Origin of the sequence: Parafilimonas sp., from assembly GCF_051953455.1 — a bacterium.
Lineage (GTDB): Bacteria > Bacteroidota > Bacteroidia > Chitinophagales > Chitinophagaceae > Parafilimonas.
Map to the genome: position 1 here is coordinate 43,938 of NZ_JBQCIT010000014.1, position 21,115 is coordinate 65,052.

Genomic DNA, 21,115 nt, shown 5'->3' on the forward strand with positions numbered 1-21,115 from the left:
AAATACATTTATGCACTTGCAGCAGCAACCTGCTTTTGAATAACAGCATTATGCATGCGCTGCAGGAAAGATAACATTACATTCATATCGTCCACATCATTTACCACCAATAAAAAGTTTTTACCCACCTGTTTTAACCTTGCTTTATTAGTTCCGGTTTGCAGGTATTGCATGATACCCTGGAATACCTCGCTTTCAAAATAAGGCGAATCATTTTTATTGATGAAATAGCAGCGCAACGTTTTATCTTTTAATGTCATCTTTTCAAAACCCAAATCAACCGCAGTCCAGCGGCAACGTACAGTGGTAATCAGGTCTTCAACTTCATTTGGCAATGGTCCGAAACGATCGATGAGTTCTTTTTCAAATGCCTGCAATTCTTCCTCCTTTTCACAATTATCCAGCCTTGTATAAAGCGACAGGCGCTCCGTTATGCTTTCCACATAATCATCAGGAATAAGAATTTCAAGGTCGGTATCAATGGTACAATCGCTTACATAATCATCCTGCCTGCTGATCTCTTCTTTAAATACATCTTTAAACGACGTGCGCTTTAATTCACGTATGGCTTCATCCAATATTTTCTGATAAGTTTCAAACCCAATATCAGCCATGAAACCGGTTTGTTCACCACCGAGTAAATTACCGGCGCCACGAATATCCAGGTCACGCATAGCAATTTGAAAACCGCTGCCCAGTTCACTGAATTGTTCCAGTGTTTGCAAACGTTTTCTTGAATCGGTTGGCAAAGTGCTCATGGGCGGAGCAAACAAATAACAGAATGCCTTTTTATTGCTGCGTCCAACACGGCCACGCAGCTGGTGCAAATCACTTAATCCAAACTGGTGCGCATTATTAATAATGATGGTATTTACATTCGGAATATCAACGCCGCTTTCAACAATATTGGTGGAAACAAATACATCATACTTTCTGTCAATAAAATCCAATAATCTTTCTTCCAGTTTATTGCCTTCCATTTGCCCATGTGCATAGGTAATACTTAAATCAGGGCAAAGGTTTTGTATCATCGTTGCCATTTCAGCCAAACCTAAAATGCGGTTGTGAATAAAGAAAACCTGGCCGCCGCGTTCCGTTTCATAATAGATCGCGTCGCGAATAGCATCTTCATTAAACACCGCTACTTCTGTTTGTATAGGCTGGCGGTTGGGCGGCGGTGTATTGATGATGCTTAAATCTCTTGCGCCCATCAAGCTGAATTGCAATGTACGCGGAATAGGCGTGGCCGTTAAGGTTAAGCAATCAACCGTTGCTTTTAATGTTTTTAATTTCTCTTTATGCGCCACACCAAACTTCTGCTCTTCATCAATTATCATTAATCCGAGGTCTTTAAACTTCACACTGTTGGCCAGCAAACCATGTGTGCCAATGATAATATCAATCTTTCCTTCTTCAACTTTTTTAAGCGTCTCCTTTTTTTCTTTGGCTGATTTAAAGCGGTTGATATAATCGATAGTCACAGGAAAATCTTTCAGCCGCTCACTAAAAGTTTTATAGTGTTGAAATGCAAGAATGGTTGTAGGCACAAGCACCGCAGCCTGTTTACCATCAATACAGGTTTTAAATGCAGCACGAATGGCTATTTCTGTTTTACCAAAACCAACATCGCCGCAAACAAGGCGGTCCATTGGTGAAGCTTTTTCCATATCCTGCTTTACATCTTCGGTGGCTTTTGCCTGGTCGGGGGTGTCTTCATAAATAAAAGATGCTTCAAGCTCAGTTTGCATATAATTGTCCGGTGTATGCGCAAAACCTTGCTGTGCCTTGCGTTGGGCATATAGTTTAATCAGATCAAAAGCAATCTCCTTAACTTTCGTTTTGGTCTTTTCTTTTAGCCTGTTCCATACATCACTTCCTAATTTATTAATCTTCGGTGCTGTTCCTTCCTTGCCTGTAAACTTTGATATTTTATGCAGCGAATTAATGTTCACATATAAAATATCGCCGTCTTTATAAATAATCCTTACGGCTTCCTGGAGTTTACCATTCACTTCTATTTTTTGCAAACCGCTGTACGTGCCCACTCCATGATCAATATGCGTAACAAAATCTCCCGGCTGCAATTCTTTTAACGTACGAAGTGTAAGCGCTTTATTTTTATTATAAGCCTGCTTAACACGATATTTATGGTAACGCTGAAAGATCTGATGATCTGTATAACAAACTACTTTTGTGTCTTCATCAATGAAACCTTCATGAATAGAAGTGGCAATAGGTATAAACTGAATATCCGTATTAAGGTCTTTGAAGATAGAATGCAAACGCTCTAACTGTTTTGCCTGCTCTGCAAAAATGTACAACTCATAACCCTCGGCTTCATGCGTTTTCAAATCTTTTATCAAGAGATCAAATTGCCGGTTAAATGCAGGTTGCGGTTTTGTATTCAGTTCGATTTCAAAGCTGGAAAGATGCGGCTTATAACCAAATTCCACCAAATGATGTTGCAGTATTTGTCTTTCAATTGTTGCAGCAGGAACAAAGTCTTTTAGTTCAACTGTCTTCAATATCGTATTATCATCATCATCTTCTTCGGTGGACTGTGGACTATGGACTATGGACTCCAGGTAATCTCCCAATTGCTCTTCCTGCTCATTAATCACTTCCCGGATAACATCCCAGTCTTTTATCCAAACTACAGTTTGTTCAGGCAAAAATTCAAGCAGGGAAATTTTCTCATCGCTTTCAAACTGTGTATCAATATTTGGAATGATGGAAACCTGTAATAATTTTCTTTCACTTAACTGCGACTCCGGGTCGAATATGCGAATGCTGTCAACATCATTGCCGAATAGCTCAACGCGGTAAGGTTTTTCATTGCCAAAAGAATAAATATCCAGGATACCGCCACGTAAAGCAAACTGGCCCGGTTCATATACAAAATCGGTGCGCTCAAAACCATACATCACAAACAATTCAAGCAAACTGTCAAGGTTAAGCGTATCATTTGTTTTTATATGAATGATATTGCTGCTTAGTGTTTTTGATAATACAACTTTCTCAAACAACGCTTCAGGATAAGTAATAATGATGCCTGACGGCGCAACTGACATTTTGGTTAAAGCTTCAGTGCGCAGCATAACATGGCTGCTGTTGAGATGTTTAAAATCTTTCTTGCTTTTAAAAGAAGAAGGAAAATAAAACAGGTTCAATGCCTGGGTTAAATTTTCCAGCGTGTTGTGAAAATACGCTGCTTCTTCCGCGTCGTTCAAAACAACCAAATGCGTTGCTGCATTATTCTCTTTATCATTTTGATATTTATCAAACAAAGCCGCTAAAACAAATTCGGCACTGCTACCCTGTAAATTTTTAAGAAATATTTTTTGAGTATCGGCAAAAGTAAGCCTGTCCGCCAGGTGAAATAGGCGGGGATGTTGTTTGTACTTATCCAGTAACGCACCAAGATTCATAAACGCGGTGCAAAGTTAGTTCATTCAGCGTCAAATTTTAAATCATAGATTATAGATTCGCCTGTTCCCTATAAATTATAGTAATTATTAACGTAAGGTTTGCAGGCAAACAACCTTTCCATCCATTGTAGTTACGATAATTCTATCGCCCAAAACCGCAGTAATATTCGTAATGAGCGCATTTGAAATTTTATTTTTCCATAAAACGGATCCATCTTTATTAACAGCTACAACAGTGCCATCATCAGAAGGCACATAGATTAAACCATTATCTGCAACAATTGCTGTTGGTGCAATTTCATATCCCAAATTAGTGTTTGATTTAAAATCAATTTGCATACTGTCAGCTTTGGTGGAAAAGCCAATCAATTCGCCTTCCATTGTTTTTGCATAAACCAATGAACTGTCTTCTGATAAACCCATTGATTCCCGCACACGGTATAGAGGATCCTGTTTCCGCCAGATAACATTGCCCGTTTGTGCATCAAAACAGGTTGCATAACGATCAGGCGCCACAATAAATACACGGTTGTTTGCAGCAACAGGATAGCAGGCTGCCGGCGAATACATGCGGTTGGCAGAGCCGTTATTCCATTTCCATACAAGCGTTCCATCTTCCGCATTTAATGCATAAAATTCAGTGCCCCACGTGCCAAAATATATTTTATTATTATAGAACAAAGGCTTATCTACCACAAAGCCTTTTACGCTATCATAACTCCATTTTAATTTTCCTGTCTGCAAATCAATCGCACGGAATTTTCCATCAGCAGCACCTATGTAAACAATACCATTTTTAATTAATGGCGAGGCTACAACAGGCTTATTGGTTTCTAGTTTCCAGTGCGGTTTCCCGTTATTTACATCCAGGCAATAAATATTATTATCGGTTGATGCAACAACAACAAGATTATTTTCTATCGCTGGTGTTGAATAAATTTTACCATTGGTTTTGTACGACCAGGCTTTTTTACCATTGGTTTTATTCAATGCATAGATAAAGCCTTTTGAATTGCTTGCTATAACCAAGTTACCTGATACTGCAACACCGGAACCTATATCGCTGTTATCCGTAAATTCCCAAACAGTTTGTGCATTCTTATACGTTGAATTAACTGCATAAGAAGGCCGGTAGTAAGTGCTTGAACCTGCCTTAAAATGGTGCTTATATAATGCCACCTGCGCCCATTGGTTTTCTTCGCCGGTAACGGGATTGCGTTCTGTATAAGTTGCCGTATCATTTTGTATGGTAACGATGTTATAACCGCCAACATCTTTTCTTGCGCGAAGATTAGAGCGACCCATAATGCCGGGAATACCTTCGAAATTTAGCTGGTGATTGGCATGGCCGTGCCCACAGATAATGAGTTGTGTGTTTCTTGTTTTTAAAAGATCAATTACATCGTACCAGTTATTTAAAGAACTATCCATTGGATAGTGATTCACAAAAATGACTGGCTGCTTTTTATTCTTAAGATGTTTCAATGTTGAATCGAGCCACACTACATTTTCCCTTGGCACCTGGCCCGGGCTCATGCGCATGTTTGGCCCACAGGCCGAGCCGATAAAATAATAGCCGCCAAAATCAAAGAAGAAAGTTTCTGCACCGAATATTTTTTTGAAACTGTTTGTACCGCTTTCGCTCCAGTTGGCATCGTGGTTGCCGGGAATAATGTGCCAGGGCTTGTTTAAGCTATCCAGTATTTGTTTGGCAATAATAAATTCAGAGTCTGAACCAAAATCTGTTATATCACCGGAAAGAATTACAAATGCAATGGACGAATCGTTGTTGATGCTTTGCACTGTCCTGCGCAGATCATCTTCTGAATTATTACTCCCGATATGTGTGTCGGACACATGCGCAAATTTAAAACCATCCTGGGCTTCAGTTATGCAAAAGCTTAATGTCAATACAATTACAAACAGTACTTTCTTCATGCTTATAAAATAAAAAAAGCACAGGCTTTGCACCTGTGCTTTATATAAAACAATTTTATTACCAGCCTTCCGTTTGAGAAAGCGTATAACCCTTATCCTGGTATTCTTCAACCTGCGTTTGCCCCACAGGAGACATGTAATTCTTATCTGAAAATCCATCCCTGTTGGCGGCATTCTCTACCACCCAGAAACCTACCATATCAGCAGCATTTGTTCCGTCATAGGTAACAATTGTACCGTCCGCCTTTTTCACTTTTACATTCCCTTTTGTAGCGGCTGCATCGGTTAAAGCTGTCGGCAGTTCAACAGGCAGGTTCACCCAGGGACCAAGAAAGTAATCGGGATTAGTGCTGAAATCCATATACTGAAGTTTCTTCCATCTTTTCAGGTCTAACAAACGGAAGCCTTCAAATACAAATTCCATCCTTCTCTCTCTGCGAATTTCCCATATTAATGCCGGCACATCGGCATCTCTTGCCGGATCATCCGGAAGAGAGGATAATAACAACGGCGCTGTTTTCTGTACACCTTTCGCAATCGCATCTGCATCCAAAGGACGGCTACGGATGGCATTGATTGACTGATCCAAATCTGCCTGTGTAACTGCAGGGCCGCCATAATATTGTGCAAGCACAGCCTTTGCTTCAATCCAGTTTAAAACCACTTCGCCTAACCGCATTACCGGCGCATCACTCGTGTTGGTATTGCTTCCCCATGCAGCAGGATAAGTTTTACCGATATAGGTAATGGCTTCCCTGGATGCAAATTTATAACCATACAACAGTGTGGCAGAAGCCGGGTTGGCATTATTAATAAATGAAGCCTCAAAACGGGGGTCTCTTGTTTTGGCAAGATTGGCAATGGAAAAATCATCAGCGCCCGGTTCAGAAGAATGTTCCCACACATTGCCGTCATTCATAATAAACGATTTAGCCAATACAAGATTTGGATCCACGCCCACCACTTCAGTGCCATTGGAATAAGAACCTATGCAATGGGTTATTGACAAAGCGGCATCATACTTCCTGTATAATAACACTTCCGGGTTACCGGCCAGGTTTTCGGAGGAAAACAATGCTTTAAAATCGCTGCCAAAATTATACTTACCGCTGCTCATTACCACGTTGGCGGCTTCAACAGCAAACTCAAGGTATTTTTTAGCCCTTGCGGCATCCAGTGAATGGTAATGTTCATACGTTCCTTCAAACAGCATAAACCTGGAGATAAAAGCGGCGGCAATGGTTTTGTTTAAAAACAGCGCTCCGTCGTCGTCACGGATATTGTCCAATACAAATTTAAAATCATCATATACTTTATCCATTACATCTCCCCGGCTATCCCTGTCTTTATACAAACTATCCAGTTCGGTTTCCTGAACAACCCTGCCATAATAAGGTACATCGCCAAACACACTAACCAGGCGGGAATATTCATATCCCCTGAAAAACCTGGCCACAGCGCTCCAGTGCCGGTAAGCTTCATCGGTAATATTTGCTTTGGCAATATTATCCAGGCGGTCAATAAAGATGTTGGCTTTGCGCACCCACGCAAAATCCCAGGTAGGGCCGGCATATTGAGACATCCAGGCGGCGGCTTCGGAAGTGGACCCTCTTGATGAAGGCACAGAGCTTTCAAAATTAGACTGAACGTTTTTGCCGGTTAAATCATCATTGAATGTATAGCCGCGTACTGGCGTGTAATCTGCGGTAAAGGAGGTGTTATACCCATTGAAATAATTGGTATAAAATCCATTGGCATACATACGGATGTCGTCTTCATTTCTCCAGTATTGCCCATCTGCATCCACGTAACTCGTAAGGGGCGGCCTGTCTAAAAAATCTTTTTTGCAGGAAGTGAAAAGCATACATGCTATTCCAAAACCGCAGATATATTTATATATTTTCATCCGAATATTTTTTGAGTTTTTATTTGCCGCACGGAACCTCACAGATTCAGCTCCATGTGCATTAAATATTTTTATCGTGTTCGGTTTCATCGTGATAATTTTAAAAGTTTAATTGAACACCAATTGATATGCTTTTGAATGCAGGCGTGCCTATGCCGGTACGGCCCAGGTTATAGTTTGATGTATTCCACATGGAATAACCATTAATAGCTTCCGGGTCAATTGGTAATCCCCTGAGGTGGTCCCAGGTGATGAAGTTTTCCAAAGCACCATAAACCCTGAAAGAGTTAGCGCCCACTTTTCTAAGCAGGCCTGGCGAGAAGGAATACCCCATGGTAAAATTTTTAAGCCGCAGGTAAGCCATGTTTAATAAATACCTGTCCTGCACCTGCATATTATTAGCAGCATTGCTGCCGGCATTGTTATAGGCAGCGGGATAAAATGCGTCAGTATTATCCGGTGTCCAGTAATTGCTGGCAATTGCTTCCGGCATAGCACCGTCTGCAGAATTATATCCCGGAATGGCTAAAAATCCATCGCCCCATATCTGGCGGCTGCCTACGCCCTGGAAAAATAAACTAATATCAACACCTTTGTAATCGGCCCCAATCCTGAACCCATACTCGTATCTTGGTGTGGAATTACCAATCACCGCCAGGTCGCCATGATCATCCAGGGTTGCGCTGCCATTGTCAATAACACCATCACCGTTCAGGTCTTTAAATTTCACATCGCCGGGCCCAAAAAAGAAGTTCGATGAGTTTTGAAGGAATGCCTGGTACACGGGCTTTTCGCCATGTACCCCGGCCTTTAATTTGTTTGCTTTCTTGCCTACATATTCTGCGGGTACATCATCTGCTGTGAGCGTGATTAACTGTGGTTTGCCATCAGCATCCAATTCAAAATCACCCGCCTGGTACAGCCTGTCGGTACGGTAACCCCATATTTCCCCTATATCTTTTCCATTGTAATAACTGTTCACGCCGGTAGAGGTGCCATATTCCAGGATATGCGTTTTTGCATCTGAAATATTTCCCCTGAAATTCACGCCCAGGCCATTTTTAAACCTGTGGTTAAACTCAACCGTAAGTTCCCACCCATTTGTACGCAGCGAACCAAAATTTCCCTGCGGGGCGCCTGTGCCGAAAGTATAAGGTATGCCCTCGGACGGAACAATCATATTCCTGGTATTTCTCTGGAAGAGATCGAAGGTAACAGACAACTTGTTCTCGAAGAATGCGAGGTCAACACCAAGGTTTTTTGTTTGAATATCCTGCCAGGTAATATTGTTTACAATGGCCGGAGGCGTTCCAACCGTAACAGCCCTTGACCCGTTTGCGCCAATCCAGCTGGAAAGACTGCTGGACATGAGCGGCAAATACAAAGTGTTCGGTACAGTTTGATCGCCAATGGTACCCCATGAACCTCTTATCTTGAAAAAGCTCACTACATCCTGCGAAAGCATGAAGTTTTCCTTTGAAATTACCCAGCCTGCCGAAACGGAAGGGTACCATCGCCACCACAGGTCACGGGGAAATTTGGATGAACCATCATAGCGAAGATTACCTTCAATAAGGTATTTATCTCTAAAGGCATAGTTGATACGGCCAAAATAACCTAACTGAGATTCCCAGAATTTATCGCCATCTACAATTGGTGGCGAACCCACAGCAAAACTGAACTCAGGGTTATGGATATCTGTTAACTGGTTCACCTGCTGCGACTGCCATTCGGTTTGAGCAGCCACACGGTTAATACCAAGAATGAATTTAAACCTGTGGTCATCTTTTAAATTCAGGTTATAGGTGGTATAAGCATTGATGGTGCTGCTGTGGAAGTTAGTAGTGCGGCGATAAATATGATCAGGATTTGCGCCCAATGAAGTATAAGTATCATAAGACAGGTCAAAGGCGGGCATAGCGCCGGGAGCCGTTGCGGATACCACATTTCCGGTACTGTCCACATAAACAGGATCGCCGTTGTCATTTACCCTTGCTTTGGGAGCTACCCATGAGTTGCGTGCCGTGTACCTGGTTCCCGGGCGGTTCCAGATCTCTTCCTGGTTAGAGAAAGTATAATCAAAGTCCAACGTCCAGTTATTGGTAAAATTCAATGTTGCACCTGCATTTACATTCATATAATTCTGGAGAATATTTGCTGTGTTGGCAGCAGCAGCTTCACTTACCGGGCTGCGGATAGGATCGCCGTTTTCGTCATTGCCAAACGGATACAACGAGCCCCATCTGTACAGGTAAAGCCAGGGATCGGCAGTGGTTGAACTGGTAACATACGGGTATTCTTTATTTCTTCTTGAATACATAGCCCCGGCACGAATGGTAATGTATTTATTTATTTCGTTTGAAAGCCTGAGCGAGGCATTATACCGCGTGAACTCGTCTTTTTTAGCCGGCTTCATCATGCCGCTTTGATCCAAATATCCCAGACCTATGTTGTAAGTAGTTTTGTTTAAAGTTTGACCCACGGAAATATTATGCTGCTGGGTAGGCGCCCATTCTTTAATCATATAATCATAAGGGTCGTATGTTCTCACACCCATTTTCTGGTTGCTGGCACCCTGTACATACCAGTCGCGGCCAAAAACCGTAGGGTCACCCGGGCCTATCTTCCCGCCATATAGTTTCTGCCATTCCACTGATCTCAGGTAACTGGCCCTGTCCACATAATAGAAAGCGCCGGTTGGTGTGAAAGTGCCCACACGCTCAGCGGCATCTACTGTATATTTCAGGGCATTCACCTGGCCTATTTCAAAATCTTTCCACACATTCTGCCAGGAGAAGTTGTTTGAATACGTAACCTGCGGCTTGCTGCTGCCCGAACCTTTTTTGGTGGTAATCAATATAACACCATTGGATGCCTTTGCACCATAAATAGAAGCCGCAGCCGCGTCTTTCAATATGGTAATAGAAGCAATATCGTTTGGATTGACAATCTGGATGCTTGGTATTTCCACATTGTCTAAAAGTATCAGTGGTGTACTGCTCCCCTGGAAGGAAGTCATTACACCTCTTATTTTTATAATCGGGTCAGAGCCTACTTCACCGCTTGGTATGCTTACACTCAAGCCGGAAGCTGAGCCCTGCAGCCCCCTGCCCACATCGGCAATCGGCCTGTTGGTTAATGTTTTTGATACGTCAACTGTTGAAACAGCGCCTGTAAGGTTTGCTTTTTTCTGGGAACCATAACCCACCACAACCACATCTTCCAATGCGTTTGAAGCAACATCCAGTAAGACAGATATTTCATTTGCACTACCCACAACCACTTCTTTATCGGCATATCCAATATAGGACAGCACAAGTGTTTGGCCTGGTGCTGCGTTAATGGTAAAATCGCCTGATGAATTGGAGATGGTGGAAATTTTGGTTTCTTTTACTGTTACGGTAACACCGTTCAGCGGTAAATTGGTTCCTGCTGCAGATACATTGCCATTAATTGTTTTTGTTTGGCCAAAACAATAACAGCAACTTAATGTGAGCAGAAAAGAAAAAAATAAGTGTTTAATTGCCCGCATAGTATGCTTTTTAGTGATTAAAATGAATAAACAGCTATTCAATATTGGAATAGTTATAAGCTTACAGTTAATTAAAAATTACAAAACCTCAATTCCTGCGTCCCTGTATGGTTTCAGTTTCTCATCATCAGGAGATAATTCGGTTATAAGTATACCAACTTTATTGAGGCCGCAAATGTGAACAGGTTGCCTTGTGTTGAGCTTTTCTGAAATGGTTAAGCAAACCTGTTTATCTGATGATTCTATCATTGCTTTTTTTACCTGTGCCACTTCCCAATCGTTATCTGATACCCCGGTGGTATTAATGGCGTTAACGCCTAAAAAACACAAATTTGCCCTCAGCTCTTTTATTTTGGAAACAGCATCCGGACCCACGGTTATCATGGAGCTTTTTGAAACTTTATCACCAACAACTATTACTTCTATATTCGGGTGGAGGATATATTCAGATAATACAGGTATACTGCCGGATATAAAGGTGGCATGCAGGTTATGCGGTAATATCCGCGCCATTTCAATTATTGTGGTGCCGCCGCTGGAATGAACAAACATTCCATCTTTTATAAGCTGCACTGCTTTTTCCGCAATTATTTTCTTTTCCTCATAAGCATAAATGCTTTTCGGTGTTGAATGCGAATTATAAAATGATGGTGATAAGGCGCCTCCGTGCACTTTTATAACTTTTCCGGATTTTGATAATTCGTGCAGGTCGCGGCGGATGGTGTCATCAGAAACATTGATCCTTTTACTTAAATCGACAGATAACACTTTATTGTGCAGGTTCACCTCATGCAGTATAAGTGATTGCCTTTCTCTTTTAAGCATAGCTTTTGTTTCGTTAACGAATATAGAAGGAAATCATAATTAAAATGCAAATACCCGCAAAAATGTGCATAAATACTTTCTTAAAACCGCACATAACCGCTTTTATAATCATTGGTTCTATAAAACACGCTAATGTTTTTGATTCTGAAAAAAAGAATAAATACTTGCTTTTGAAAACTTTGAATTTGTATCTTACTTAAAATTTTGCTATGCCATCACCTTGGAGAACAGGCCGGTTTACCAGGATTGAAAAAATTAATGAAGCCGTACTGCGTTTTTGGATTGAGATACCTGAACTTCCGGTTTTTGATTTTAAGCCGGGCCAGTTTGTAACGCTCGATTTGCCAATTGGCGATAAACCTGTTAAACGCTGGAGAAGTTATTCCATTGCTTCACACCCAGATGGAACAAACATAATTGAGCTGGTAATTGTATTGATGGAAGGCGGGGCAGGCACGCATTACCTCTTTAACGAAGTTTCAGTGGGTACCGAGGTTCCGGTGCGGGGGCCGCAGGGCGTTTTTACCTTGCCTGAAGAGATAGATAAAGACCTGTTTTTTATTTGTACAGGCACGGGCATTGCACCTTTTCGCTCTATGATAAACTATATCCAACTGCATAGGCTTGAACATAAAAATATCTACCTCATTTTCGGTTGCCGCAAATTATGCGACAGTTTATATGGAGCAGAGATGAAGGCGGCCAGTGAAAAACTCAGTAATTTTTATTACCTGCCTTCTTATTCCAGGGAGGACAAAGGCAATGAAACAATAAGGCATGGTTATGTGCACGGTATTTACCAGGACATTCTTACTGTACAAAGGCCGAATGCCGATTTCTATTTATGCGGATGGAAAAATATGATTGATGAGGCAAAACAAAATATCCTTTCAATGGGATACGATAAAAAATCTATACACCTGGAGCTGTATGGTTAGGAGACTTTCAGATTGCGGTCAGTTGGCTTATAATTTTCACTTTCTTTCTGAATTTCAGCTATCTTTTTTTCAAGGCCTAATATGGTTGAATGATTAGAAAGCATTTCATCTTCAAGCCGAAGTATTCTCTTTTTTTGCTTGGCTACCATTACCCTTTTATATAGTAAACCCAGGCAAAAAGCTGCAATAGCAGCAACTACTGTTGATATCATAGATCTATATTATTAATTTTCAAAACACATATAGCATTCCGTATTTATACGGATCAAGTTAGAAAATAGTTTACTGCGTTAGTCGCGGTTATGCATTTAATATTAACAAACCCTGTAATTTATCTTTGATTGATTCTATCGGTATCCGTTCCTGCTGCATGGTATCCCTGTATCTTATTGTAACAGTTCCATCCTCTTTTGTCTGCTGGTCAACCGTAACGCAAAAAGGCGTTCCCACAGCATCCTGCCTGCGGTAACGTTTGCCTATCGTATCTTTTTCTTCGTAAAAACATTTAAAATAAGGCGTGCATTCAGCAATGATGCTTCTTGCAATTTCCGGCAAGCCATCTTTCTTAACCAGCGGCAACACCGCTAATTTAACCGGGGCAATTTTTGCAGGAATACGCAATACCACGCGGCTATCTTCCCTCCCATCTTCCTTTACCCATTTTTCTTCCTCGTAGGCATGGCTTAAGATGAGTAAAAACATCCTGTCTAAACCAATGGAAGTTTCAATTACGTAAGGAATATAATGCTGGTTAAGTTCATTATCGAAATAGGTGAGTTTTTTACCGCTGTATTTTTGATGCTGGCTTAAATCGAAATCCGTTCTTGAATGTATGCCTTCCACTTCCTTAAAACCAATGGGAAATTCATATTCAATATCCAAGGCAGCATCAGCGTAATGCGCCAGTTTGGTATGGTTATGATAACGGTATTTTTCTGCGGGAATACCAAGGCTTAAATGCCATTTCAGCCTTTCTTCTTTCCAGTATTCATACCATTCTTTCTGTGTGCCGGGACGAATAAAGAACTGCATTTCCATCTGCTCAAATTCACGCATGCGGAAAATAAACTGGCGGGCAACAATTTCATTGCGGAAAGCCTTGCCTGTTTGTGCAATACCAAAGGGAACTTTAAGCCTTGATGTTTTTTGAACGTTCAAAAAGTTTACAAAAATGCCCTGTGCCGTTTCGGGCCGGAGGTAAACAATATTGTCATCTGGGTTATCGCCGGCAACGGCGCCAAACTCCGTTTTGAACATGAGGCTGAACTGGCGAATGTCAGTCCAGTTAGAAGTGCCGCTTATGGAACAAACGATCTTATTATCATCAATCAGCCTCTTTAAACCATCCAAATCGCCTTTTGCATCCAGCACTTCCAGCTCTTTTAAAACAGCGTTGGCCAGGTCTTCCTTACCTTCTTCTTTTAATTTATCGGCATGCGCTTCAATAAGGTGATCTACGCGGTAACGTTTCTTGCTGTCTTTGTTGTCAATCATCGGGTCGCTGAAACTATCTACGTGGCCGCTGGCCTTCCAGGTGGTTGGGTGCATGAAAATAGCCGCATCAATACCCACGATATTTTCGTGCATCTGCGTCATGCTTTTCCACCAGTAGTCACGGATATTCTTTTTCAGCTCGCTTCCGTATGGGCCATAATCATAAACAGCGCTTAAACCATCATAGATTTCGCTGGAAGGAAATACAAATCCATATTCTTTAGCATGGGAAATTATGGCCTGGAAACGATTGTCTTGCTGAACACTCATAGCTTAAAATGGGCGCAAATATATTAAAGTTTAAGGTTAAATGTTGAGTGTTTGCGGAGTTTATAACCCGGCATTGACGATTCACAAATACAATATTTTATTCCGTTATATAACCTTTTGAGGAATAGAAGCTTAAGCTATTACGCAATAAAATCATCTTGCTATAACACCGGCACCCCGCCATTATGAATAGGGCACGAAAAAGGCTAAACGCCGTAACGTTCCTGCAAAATATTGCGATGGTGCAAAAGATGGCCGTAAATAATATAAGCAAGGGCATTTACCGAAACAGTACTATTGGAAGCCGTGCCTGTGCGCTTAATCTGATCTTCATTTAAAGCTAACAGAAATATATCGGTGGCGGCGCGAACCGAATTAAACTCCTGCTTAAGTGAAGACAAGCTTCTTTCTTCTGCAAAGCCATTTTCAACATAAGCATTTTCTTCAAAAGAAGCCAGTGGCGTTATGTCGCCGCGGCTTATGCGCAAGGCACGATAAGCAAAAACGCGTTCCGCATCGGCAAGGTGCTGTAATACCTGCTTTACTGTCCACTTATTTTCTGCATAAGCAAAATCCGCCTTGCTTTCTGGCAAATTGTTATAGAATTCCTGTATATCGAAGGCATATTTGTTTACCAGTTCCATTACAGAATCGCCTTCCGCCAGCATAATATATTTTTGATAATAAGGCGCTGATTCGTTAGCCTGTGGTCTTGCCATAATTATTTTTTTTCAAGGTTATTTTGCAAAGGTTTGCTGTTTACTTTTTTTGTTTCAGGCTTTAAGGTGGAGGCCAGCTTTACAGCCGCAGCCGCATTTAGCAAGCCGCCGCTGGTAAGTTCACTCATTTCAATTGGCTCATCTGTTGAATTGTCATCCTTTAAAGGCTTATTAACTGTGTCCAAATGTGTTGCCGAACCGGTTAATGCATATTTTATTTGCGCCGCCGTTAACTGCGGATAATAAGAACGAAGCAATGCCGCAACGCCTGTAACAACCGGTGAAGCCATGCTGGTGCCATCGTGGTAACCATAACTATGCGGCAATGTTGAATAAATTTTTACACCGGGCGCAAAAATATCAACCGTGCCTTTGCCATAATTACTAAAATAGGCTATGAATTTACCGTTATTAATTTTAGGATCGCCATAAGCGCCAACTGTAATAAAATTATCGGGTGCATTTGCAGTGTTAAGGAAATCCGGATTTGGAAAGTTATCAACCGAATCAATATTATTTGATTCATTACCGGCTGCATGCACCAGCAATACGTCGTGGTCTTCGGCATATTTCACTGCTTCATCCACCCATTTTTTTTGCGGTGAAAAGCTTTTACCAAAGCTCATGTTAATCACTTTTGCGCCATTATCAACCGCATATTTTATGGCCAGCGCCACATCTTTATCATACTCATCACCGCCGGGAGGTAAAGCACGCACCATCATTACCTGCACATTATCTGCAATGCCATCCACACCAATTTTGTTATCGCGTTGTGCACCTATAATACCGGTTACATGCGTACCATGATCAGGATCGTTTGCCATAACATCGCCGTTGCCATAGTATTTATCATTTATATCGTAGTAATTATCTTTTATTGATTCTGCACGATAATCGGGTGGCGCTGTGGTTTTATTTTGCAATGAACTCTTTTTTCCATCCAGGTATTCTTCAAGATCGGCCAGCAGGCTTACATTGGTAGTAGCACTGTCTGTTTGCACAATCTTTAAGATATTCATATAGCTTGTTTTAGCCTGCTTGCCCGAAACGCTGGCTATTTCACTATGTTCAAGATCGCTGATAGAATATTCTTTTTTACCAAGTTCCTGCTGTAAAATAGCGTCCTGCTTGCGCAGGCTTTTATCCAAAGCTTCCAGCATCATTACTTCCATTTGCTCATCGGTGGAAATGGTCATATCAGCTGCGGCTTTTTTCCATTCTGCATATATCCATTTTTCATCAGTGCCTAATGTGGCTGTATCAATGTTTTTACCTTCGTATTTATCACGATAGGCATAATACACCCGGGAGCGCTCATCAGAAGTTTTGGTAAGGTTATCGCCGTTTTTGTTGCCAAGAAAATTCCATCCGTGAATATCATCTACATAACCGTTGTTATCGTCATCAATACCATTGCCCGGAATTTCCTTCTTATTTACCCAAAGAATTTTCTTAAGATCTTCATGCGTTGTATCAACGCCTGTATCAATTACTGCAACTATTACAGGCGTTGATTTTTTTCCTTTTAAAAGATCATAAGCTTTATTAAGGCTTATACCATCCACAAAATCAGCGGCAGAATCCTGCTGATACCATATTTTCGTATTGATATGGTTAACACTGTTTTGGGCGTTAACTGAAAAACTGCAGCAAACAAAAACCAGCAACACAATAACACTCGGTAAACGCATAATAAAACTTGATTTTTAAGACGACAAATATCTTTAACAGATAAAGAGTAAATTTTTAAAGAAAGGCAATTTAGGAAACTATTAGTAAAGATAATGGGTGATATGTGAAGGAATACCAAAAAGAACTTCGCAATTATTTTATCATATTTAATTACAAAAAAATGTATAAGAACCTTAATGTTTTAATGTTACTAATCACAGGTTTATTTATTTTAAACATAAAGCTGCAGGCACAAACAATACCGGTTGATTCAGGCTATTTTAAGTCGTTTGACAATACAAAAATTTATTATGAAATACGGGGCAATGGTCTCCCTGTTTTACTGGTACACGGTTTTATTGTGAACAGTAATTCATGGCGGCATGCGGCTTTATACGACAGCCTTATTGCTGCAGGCAATAAAGTAATATTGGTGGATTTGCGGGGTAACGGCAAATCTGATAAACCCCATACCGATGCCGCATATAATAACGATGCGGAAGCAAAAGATTTAATGCTGTTATTAAAACATCTCCACATAAATAAATATGATGTTGTTGGTTATTCGAGAGGTTCAATTATAACAGCAAGATTGCTCGCATTAGATAAAAATGTGCATAAGGCAGTCATGGGCGGCATGGGCTCGGATTTTACCAATCCTCACTGGCCGCGGCGCATACAGTTTTATCATGCATTAGCATTTGACACGGTGGCTTCGCTGCATGCGATGGTGCAGCATGTGCAGAAGGCTGGATTAGACCAGCAGGCGCTCGCTTTCCTTCAAAAATATCAGCCTTCCACGCCAAAAGAAATCTTGGCAAAGATTAAAACGCCTGTGTTGGTTATTCACGGAGACAGTGATGTTGATAATGGCAACGCAGATGAACTGGCCTCATTCTTTCCTAATGCAACAACAGCAGTTACTCCCGGTGATCATAACCATGCGGCATCTACGCCTGAATTTGCTAAAGCCGTGATGGCGTTTTTAAGAAATTGAAGTGCTTGGTTATAATAGTTTATTGATTGGAAGCAACTTCTTTACCACGTATCCTGATTTCCTGTGATTTTTTAATATTGCTATCGCTTTTTGTAAGCAATTTGATAAGCCCTAAATCAATGTTTTCCTTTGCATTCTTAAATTTATCAATATCTATTCGAAGTATATCATTTTCATCAACAAGGTATTTGTCATAATCTGCATTTATAAGGTTTCCATCAATTGTAAAAACCGCAGGCTTATTTTTTAAATTAGTGTATTTATTTTTTAAATCAGTTAAAGAAATTAATTGGGGCTCATATCCCTTTTTTGTAGTAATATAAACTTGTCCAGAGTATTCTATACCGTCAATATTTATAGCTTCATTAATCACATTAATGTTGTCTATGATTTTCGTATTGAAAGATGAAATATTAACAAACCGGCCATTTAAAAAGTAAGCTGGCGTATGGGTCGCAGTGTCTTTGTTCGCATACACAATTTTAATTGAAGAATCAATTGTTGTTTGTCCATAAATAAATGTTGTTGAAGCAAGCATTGCTAATAAAAAAAGCTGTTTCATAATATTTGGTTTTTAGGTTAATGTATATACTCCTTAATGTTGTATGTCTTCTCAAATTTAAGGGTTAAAAATGCTCCAAATCAATATCGTAATACCAGGCAGGTTTTGATGGTATCGATAAATAATTGCAGAATTACAATTTCAGGGATTTATCAAAGAAATCATTTTTCAGACTGCTCCACTCATGTTTTAAAATGCTATAGTAAACTGTGTTGCGCCTGAAGCCATCATACATTAACGTGTGGTGTCTTAAAATGCCTTCAGATTTTCCCCCGACTTTTTCAATTGCTTTTCTTGATGTTATATTTCTTTCGTCTGTTTTAAACTCAACTCTTTCTGCGTTAAGATCATCAAAAGCATACGTAAGCAATAAATATTTGCAGTTCCTGTTTAGGCCAGTTCGCTGAAATGCTTTTCCATACCAGGTTCCACCAATTTCAAGCCTGTCGTCTGCATTTGATATGTTTAAAAAACTGGTGCTCCCGGCATAAGCATTTTGGGTTTTATCAAACACTATAAAAGCGTAGCGGTTGTTATTCTGCCGATTTTCAATTGCTTTATCAATATAATTTTCAAGCAACTCTTTTGTATAAATGGGTGCCGGTGAAAATTGAAGCAGGTCTTTATCCAGGATAGCCACAGGCAATAAATTGTCAACATCTGCTTTTGTAACAGGCCTTAGCAAAACATAAGCATTTTCAAGTATTAATTCTTTATCAAATAAAAAAATCATGGTATATGATTATAATTCCATACTGTAATTATGATAACCTCAGGCGGGATGTGTTACTTATTCAAAATAGGGCGTTTTTTATTCTGCCATTAGTTGTCAAGTTTGTAGATCAATTCTTCAATTTCTTTTTGACGGGCATTTGCAAAACCCCTGTCAGAGCCGATTTTGACAAAACCACATTTTTCTAACACTTTCTGCGAACCGACATTGTCAAATGCAACTCGTCCAAATATTGGTCTTGCAGCTTCTATGTCTAAAAAATCTTTAAGAGCTTTTGTCGCTATTCCGTGCCCCCAAAATTTTCTATCTATCCAATAAGTGATTTCTGCGTCTCCTTCCATTACAAACTTGGCAATACTTCCCACAATAATATTGTCGAGAACGATTGTTTGATTATTTACTGTAGGTTCGTCTAATAATTTTGTGTATTTGCTTAAGTAAGCAGGTTTGTCTGCCGGGTCTTTGGGCATAAATGCAGCTAAATAACCACCTTCCTTGTCAAGTTAAAATTCAAATAAAATATCCAAGTCGGCTACTTCTGTCGGTCTGAGTTTTATGTCAAGTTTGCTATTCGTCATTAACGTTATGCGTATTTGAATTCTACCTGTATGTGTTGTCTTAAAATGCCATAACACGCTAATTTATATTATTAAACCACACTTTACAAAGTGTTTCCATTGTTGAAAATAAAAACTTTAATCTTCATTCTTTTTGTATTGCCGTTGCGCAATACAGTTTATTATTCAATCTCTTTTTCTACAGAAATAAGAATGATGTATAGCAAAGGAGCCGGCAGGTTTTAAGGCCCACCAGCCCTTTTAAACATTTAATTCTCCATTATCGCTTCCCTTCTGAAACCAATCACTTTTGTTTTAACCGGTTCAGGATTTACGTCATCAGCATTTGTTATCTCAGCTAGCGTTAACGGTTTATTGATCTCAGTTTTTAATCCCAAATGATCGTTCAGTTTTCTTGCTTTATCAACCGACAATTTTCCAAACTCATATCTCGCTATCAATCTTCCTTTGCGCAGCAGAGCGCTGTCAATAAATGCAAGTTCACTGTTGAACGTACAGATGATCTGCACATTCAAACAATCGCTCAGCAATCCATCGCTGATGTTCAGCAGATTGCTTACACTGCTCTGGCTGCTGTATTTTCTGTCCATTATAATATTTTCAGCGTCTTCAATTACCAGCACTGCATTTGGATTATCCAATAATAAATCCATGAATTCAGGATTCATCAGGTTGCCTGCAACACTTGGAGCAACAAACATCACCTTCTTCTTAAGATTACCAATCAGGTATCTTAAGTAAGTTGTTTTACCGGTACCTGGCAAGCCATGCAGCAATACAATGCCCTTATCATTTTCTTTGCCTAATCTTTCCTTTATTACCGCATCTACTGCTTTAAAATCATCGTTATAATAAAGATCAATGTCCAATGTTGTTGGCTTGATGGATAATGTTTTAAGATCAAGATCATTGTTGTTTAAAGAAATGATATTGATCTCATAATCCTTCTCTTTTTGCGGCGCTTTGCAGGTTTTAAAATCTGCAAGGACTATTCTCGCCAGGTCATAACTTGCTGTATCAAAGTAAACATCACTCCAGTCATCCATCATTCGTATAATAATCTTATTTTCCAGCACAAACAATGTTTTGGAAAAACGAACAGTATCATCATCCCAGTTGTGATAAATACGCTGAAAAGATTCCAGCACATTGCCATACTTATTTGTTTTTACCAAATCAAAAAGTTTGTTGATATCAACATTTCCTATGTATGCTACACAAGGCACCGTATTAAAAACCACTGTATAAAAATATCTTGGTTCAATGAAATAATTATCAAAGAACTGGGCAGTATTGCCCGCCTTTATCTTCGAAATTTTCAGCCTGTATTTCCACTTGCTTTTATAATTGTGTAGTATTGATACAATGCATATTATTATTACAATACTTATTATTGAGCCCATAATTATTTGTTTTTTGACCGGGCATAAAAAACCCGGCCATTATTAATTTTATTTATGGCCGGGTTATACAAATGTTACATAACTACGACCGTAATTTGTTTTTAATTATTGAATGCAT

15 protein-coding genes are annotated in these 21,115 nt (G+C 40.0%); 2 read left to right on the forward strand and 13 right to left on the reverse strand.

Features of this window, described 5'->3' with window-relative positions:
* Positions 1-8: 8 nt before the first annotated feature.
* From mfd to ACTHN6_RS04985, 5 genes are all read right to left on the reverse strand, one after another.
* Positions 9-3,428: a transcription-repair coupling factor gene (gene mfd / locus ACTHN6_RS04965; RefSeq protein ID WP_440434616.1), complete on the reverse strand. Its 3,420-nt coding sequence runs from the start codon at positions 3,426-3,428 to the stop codon at positions 9-11.
* An 87-nt stretch (positions 3,429-3,515) separates the two neighbouring features.
* Positions 3,516-5,366: an outer membrane protein assembly factor BamB family protein gene (locus ACTHN6_RS04970; protein WP_440434617.1), complete on the reverse strand. Its 1,851-nt coding sequence runs from the start codon at positions 5,364-5,366 to the stop codon at positions 3,516-3,518.
* Positions 5,367-5,424: 58 nt separating this feature from the next.
* Positions 5,425-7,272, reverse strand: coding sequence for a RagB/SusD family nutrient uptake outer membrane protein (locus tag ACTHN6_RS04975; protein WP_440434618.1), 1,848 nt, complete (start codon positions 7,270-7,272; stop codon positions 5,425-5,427).
* A gap of 100 nt (positions 7,273-7,372) precedes the next feature.
* Positions 7,373-10,804, reverse strand: a complete 3,432-nt coding sequence (locus tag ACTHN6_RS04980; protein WP_440434619.1) for a SusC/RagA family TonB-linked outer membrane protein — start codon at positions 10,802-10,804, stop codon at positions 7,373-7,375.
* 78 nt (positions 10,805-10,882) lie between these two features.
* The gene (locus ACTHN6_RS04985; protein WP_440434620.1) at positions 10,883-11,629 is read right to left on the reverse strand and encodes a DeoR/GlpR family DNA-binding transcription regulator; all 747 of its coding nucleotides are present in this window, start codon (positions 11,627-11,629) and stop codon (positions 10,883-10,885) included.
* Between the two features lie 209 nt (positions 11,630-11,838).
* On the opposite strand from ACTHN6_RS04985, the gene ACTHN6_RS04990 reads away from it, so the two are divergent.
* Positions 11,839-12,567, forward strand: coding sequence for a ferredoxin--NADP reductase (locus ACTHN6_RS04990; protein ID WP_440434621.1), 729 nt, complete (start codon positions 11,839-11,841; stop codon positions 12,565-12,567).
* Here the strand turns inward: ACTHN6_RS04990 and ACTHN6_RS04995 are convergent.
* From ACTHN6_RS04995 to ACTHN6_RS05010, 4 genes are all read right to left on the reverse strand, one after another.
* Positions 12,564-12,779 carry a hypothetical protein gene (locus tag ACTHN6_RS04995; protein WP_440434622.1) on the reverse strand — a complete coding sequence of 72 codons (216 nt, stop codon included), beginning with the start codon at positions 12,777-12,779 and terminating at the stop codon, positions 12,564-12,566. The genes ACTHN6_RS04990 and ACTHN6_RS04995 overlap by 4 nt on opposite strands.
* Before the next feature lie 88 nt (positions 12,780-12,867).
* Positions 12,868-14,331 (reverse strand): glycine--tRNA ligase, encoded by a 1,464-nt coding sequence (locus ACTHN6_RS05000; protein WP_440434623.1) that lies wholly within the window; start codon positions 14,329-14,331, stop codon positions 12,868-12,870.
* A gap of 206 nt (positions 14,332-14,537) precedes the next feature.
* A complete protein-coding gene (locus tag ACTHN6_RS05005; RefSeq protein ID WP_440434624.1) occupies positions 14,538-15,050 on the reverse strand; it encodes a DinB family protein in 513 nt (170 codons plus the stop codon).
* Between the two features lie 2 nt (positions 15,051-15,052).
* Complete coding sequence (locus ACTHN6_RS05010; protein WP_440434625.1) at positions 15,053-16,744, reverse strand: S8 family serine peptidase; 1,692 nt, start codon at positions 16,742-16,744, stop codon at positions 15,053-15,055.
* Between the two features lie 161 nt (positions 16,745-16,905).
* Between ACTHN6_RS05010 and ACTHN6_RS05015 the strand changes: the two genes are divergently transcribed.
* The gene (locus tag ACTHN6_RS05015; protein ID WP_440434626.1) at positions 16,906-17,721 is read left to right on the forward strand and encodes an alpha/beta fold hydrolase; all 816 of its coding nucleotides are present in this window, start codon (positions 16,906-16,908) and stop codon (positions 17,719-17,721) included.
* Between the two features lie 19 nt (positions 17,722-17,740).
* Here ACTHN6_RS05015 and ACTHN6_RS05020 read toward each other — a convergent pair whose 3' ends face one another.
* The 4 genes from ACTHN6_RS05020 to ACTHN6_RS05035 all read right to left on the reverse strand — a co-directional run bounded on the left by ACTHN6_RS05020 (position 17,741) and on the right by ACTHN6_RS05035 (position 20,997).
* Positions 17,741-18,283 (reverse strand): hypothetical protein, encoded by a 543-nt coding sequence (locus tag ACTHN6_RS05020; RefSeq protein WP_440434627.1) that lies wholly within the window; start codon positions 18,281-18,283, stop codon positions 17,741-17,743.
* A 133-nt stretch (positions 18,284-18,416) separates the two neighbouring features.
* A complete protein-coding gene (locus tag ACTHN6_RS05025) occupies positions 18,417-19,016 on the reverse strand; it encodes a GNAT family N-acetyltransferase (protein ID WP_440434628.1) in 600 nt (199 codons plus the stop codon).
* 89 nt (positions 19,017-19,105) lie between these two features.
* On the reverse strand, positions 19,106-19,486 hold the full coding sequence (locus ACTHN6_RS05030; protein ID WP_440434629.1) for a GNAT family N-acetyltransferase: 381 nt from the start codon (positions 19,484-19,486) through the stop codon (positions 19,106-19,108).
* 356 nt (positions 19,487-19,842) lie between these two features.
* A complete protein-coding gene (locus tag ACTHN6_RS05035; protein WP_440434630.1) occupies positions 19,843-20,997 on the reverse strand; it encodes an AAA family ATPase in 1,155 nt (384 codons plus the stop codon).
* Positions 20,998-21,115: the final 118 nt, after the last annotated feature.

What these genes read in the sequence shown, in the direction of transcription:
- ACTHN6_RS05005 (WP_440434624.1), bottom strand. Translation starts at nt 15,050, where the DNA reads ATGGCAAGACCACAGGCTAACGAATCAGCGCCTTATTATCAAAAATAT.
- ACTHN6_RS05035 (WP_440434630.1), bottom strand. Translation starts at nt 20,997, where the DNA reads ATGGGCTCAATAATAAGTATTGTAATAATAATATGCATTGTATCAATA.
- ACTHN6_RS04990 (WP_440434621.1), top strand. Translation starts at nt 11,839, where the DNA reads ATGCCATCACCTTGGAGAACAGGCCGGTTTACCAGGATTGAAAAAATT.
- ACTHN6_RS04995 (WP_440434622.1), bottom strand. Translation starts at nt 12,779, where the DNA reads ATGATATCAACAGTAGTTGCTGCTATTGCAGCTTTTTGCCTGGGTTTA.
- ACTHN6_RS05015 (WP_440434626.1), top strand. Translation starts at nt 16,906, where the DNA reads ATGTATAAGAACCTTAATGTTTTAATGTTACTAATCACAGGTTTATTT.
- ACTHN6_RS04970 (WP_440434617.1), bottom strand. Translation starts at nt 5,366, where the DNA reads ATGAAGAAAGTACTGTTTGTAATTGTATTGACATTAAGCTTTTGCATA.
- ACTHN6_RS05010 (WP_440434625.1), bottom strand. Translation starts at nt 16,744, where the DNA reads ATGCGTTTACCGAGTGTTATTGTGTTGCTGGTTTTTGTTTGCTGCAGT.
- ACTHN6_RS05000 (WP_440434623.1), bottom strand. Translation starts at nt 14,331, where the DNA reads ATGAGTGTTCAGCAAGACAATCGTTTCCAGGCCATAATTTCCCATGCT.
- ACTHN6_RS05025 (WP_440434628.1), bottom strand. Translation starts at nt 19,016, where the DNA reads ATGATTTTTTTATTTGATAAAGAATTAATACTTGAAAATGCTTATGTT.
- ACTHN6_RS04980 (WP_440434619.1), bottom strand. Translation starts at nt 10,804, where the DNA reads ATGCGGGCAATTAAACACTTATTTTTTTCTTTTCTGCTCACATTAAGT.
- ACTHN6_RS04975 (WP_440434618.1), bottom strand. Translation starts at nt 7,272, where the DNA reads ATGAAAATATATAAATATATCTGCGGTTTTGGAATAGCATGTATGCTT.
- ACTHN6_RS05020 (WP_440434627.1), bottom strand. Translation starts at nt 18,283, where the DNA reads ATGAAACAGCTTTTTTTATTAGCAATGCTTGCTTCAACAACATTTATT.
- ACTHN6_RS04985 (WP_440434620.1), bottom strand. Translation starts at nt 11,629, where the DNA reads ATGCTTAAAAGAGAAAGGCAATCACTTATACTGCATGAGGTGAACCTG.
- mfd (WP_440434616.1), bottom strand. Translation starts at nt 3,428, where the DNA reads ATGAATCTTGGTGCGTTACTGGATAAGTACAAACAACATCCCCGCCTA.
- ACTHN6_RS05030 (WP_440434629.1), bottom strand. Translation starts at nt 19,486, where the DNA reads ATGCCCAAAGACCCGGCAGACAAACCTGCTTACTTAAGCAAATACACA.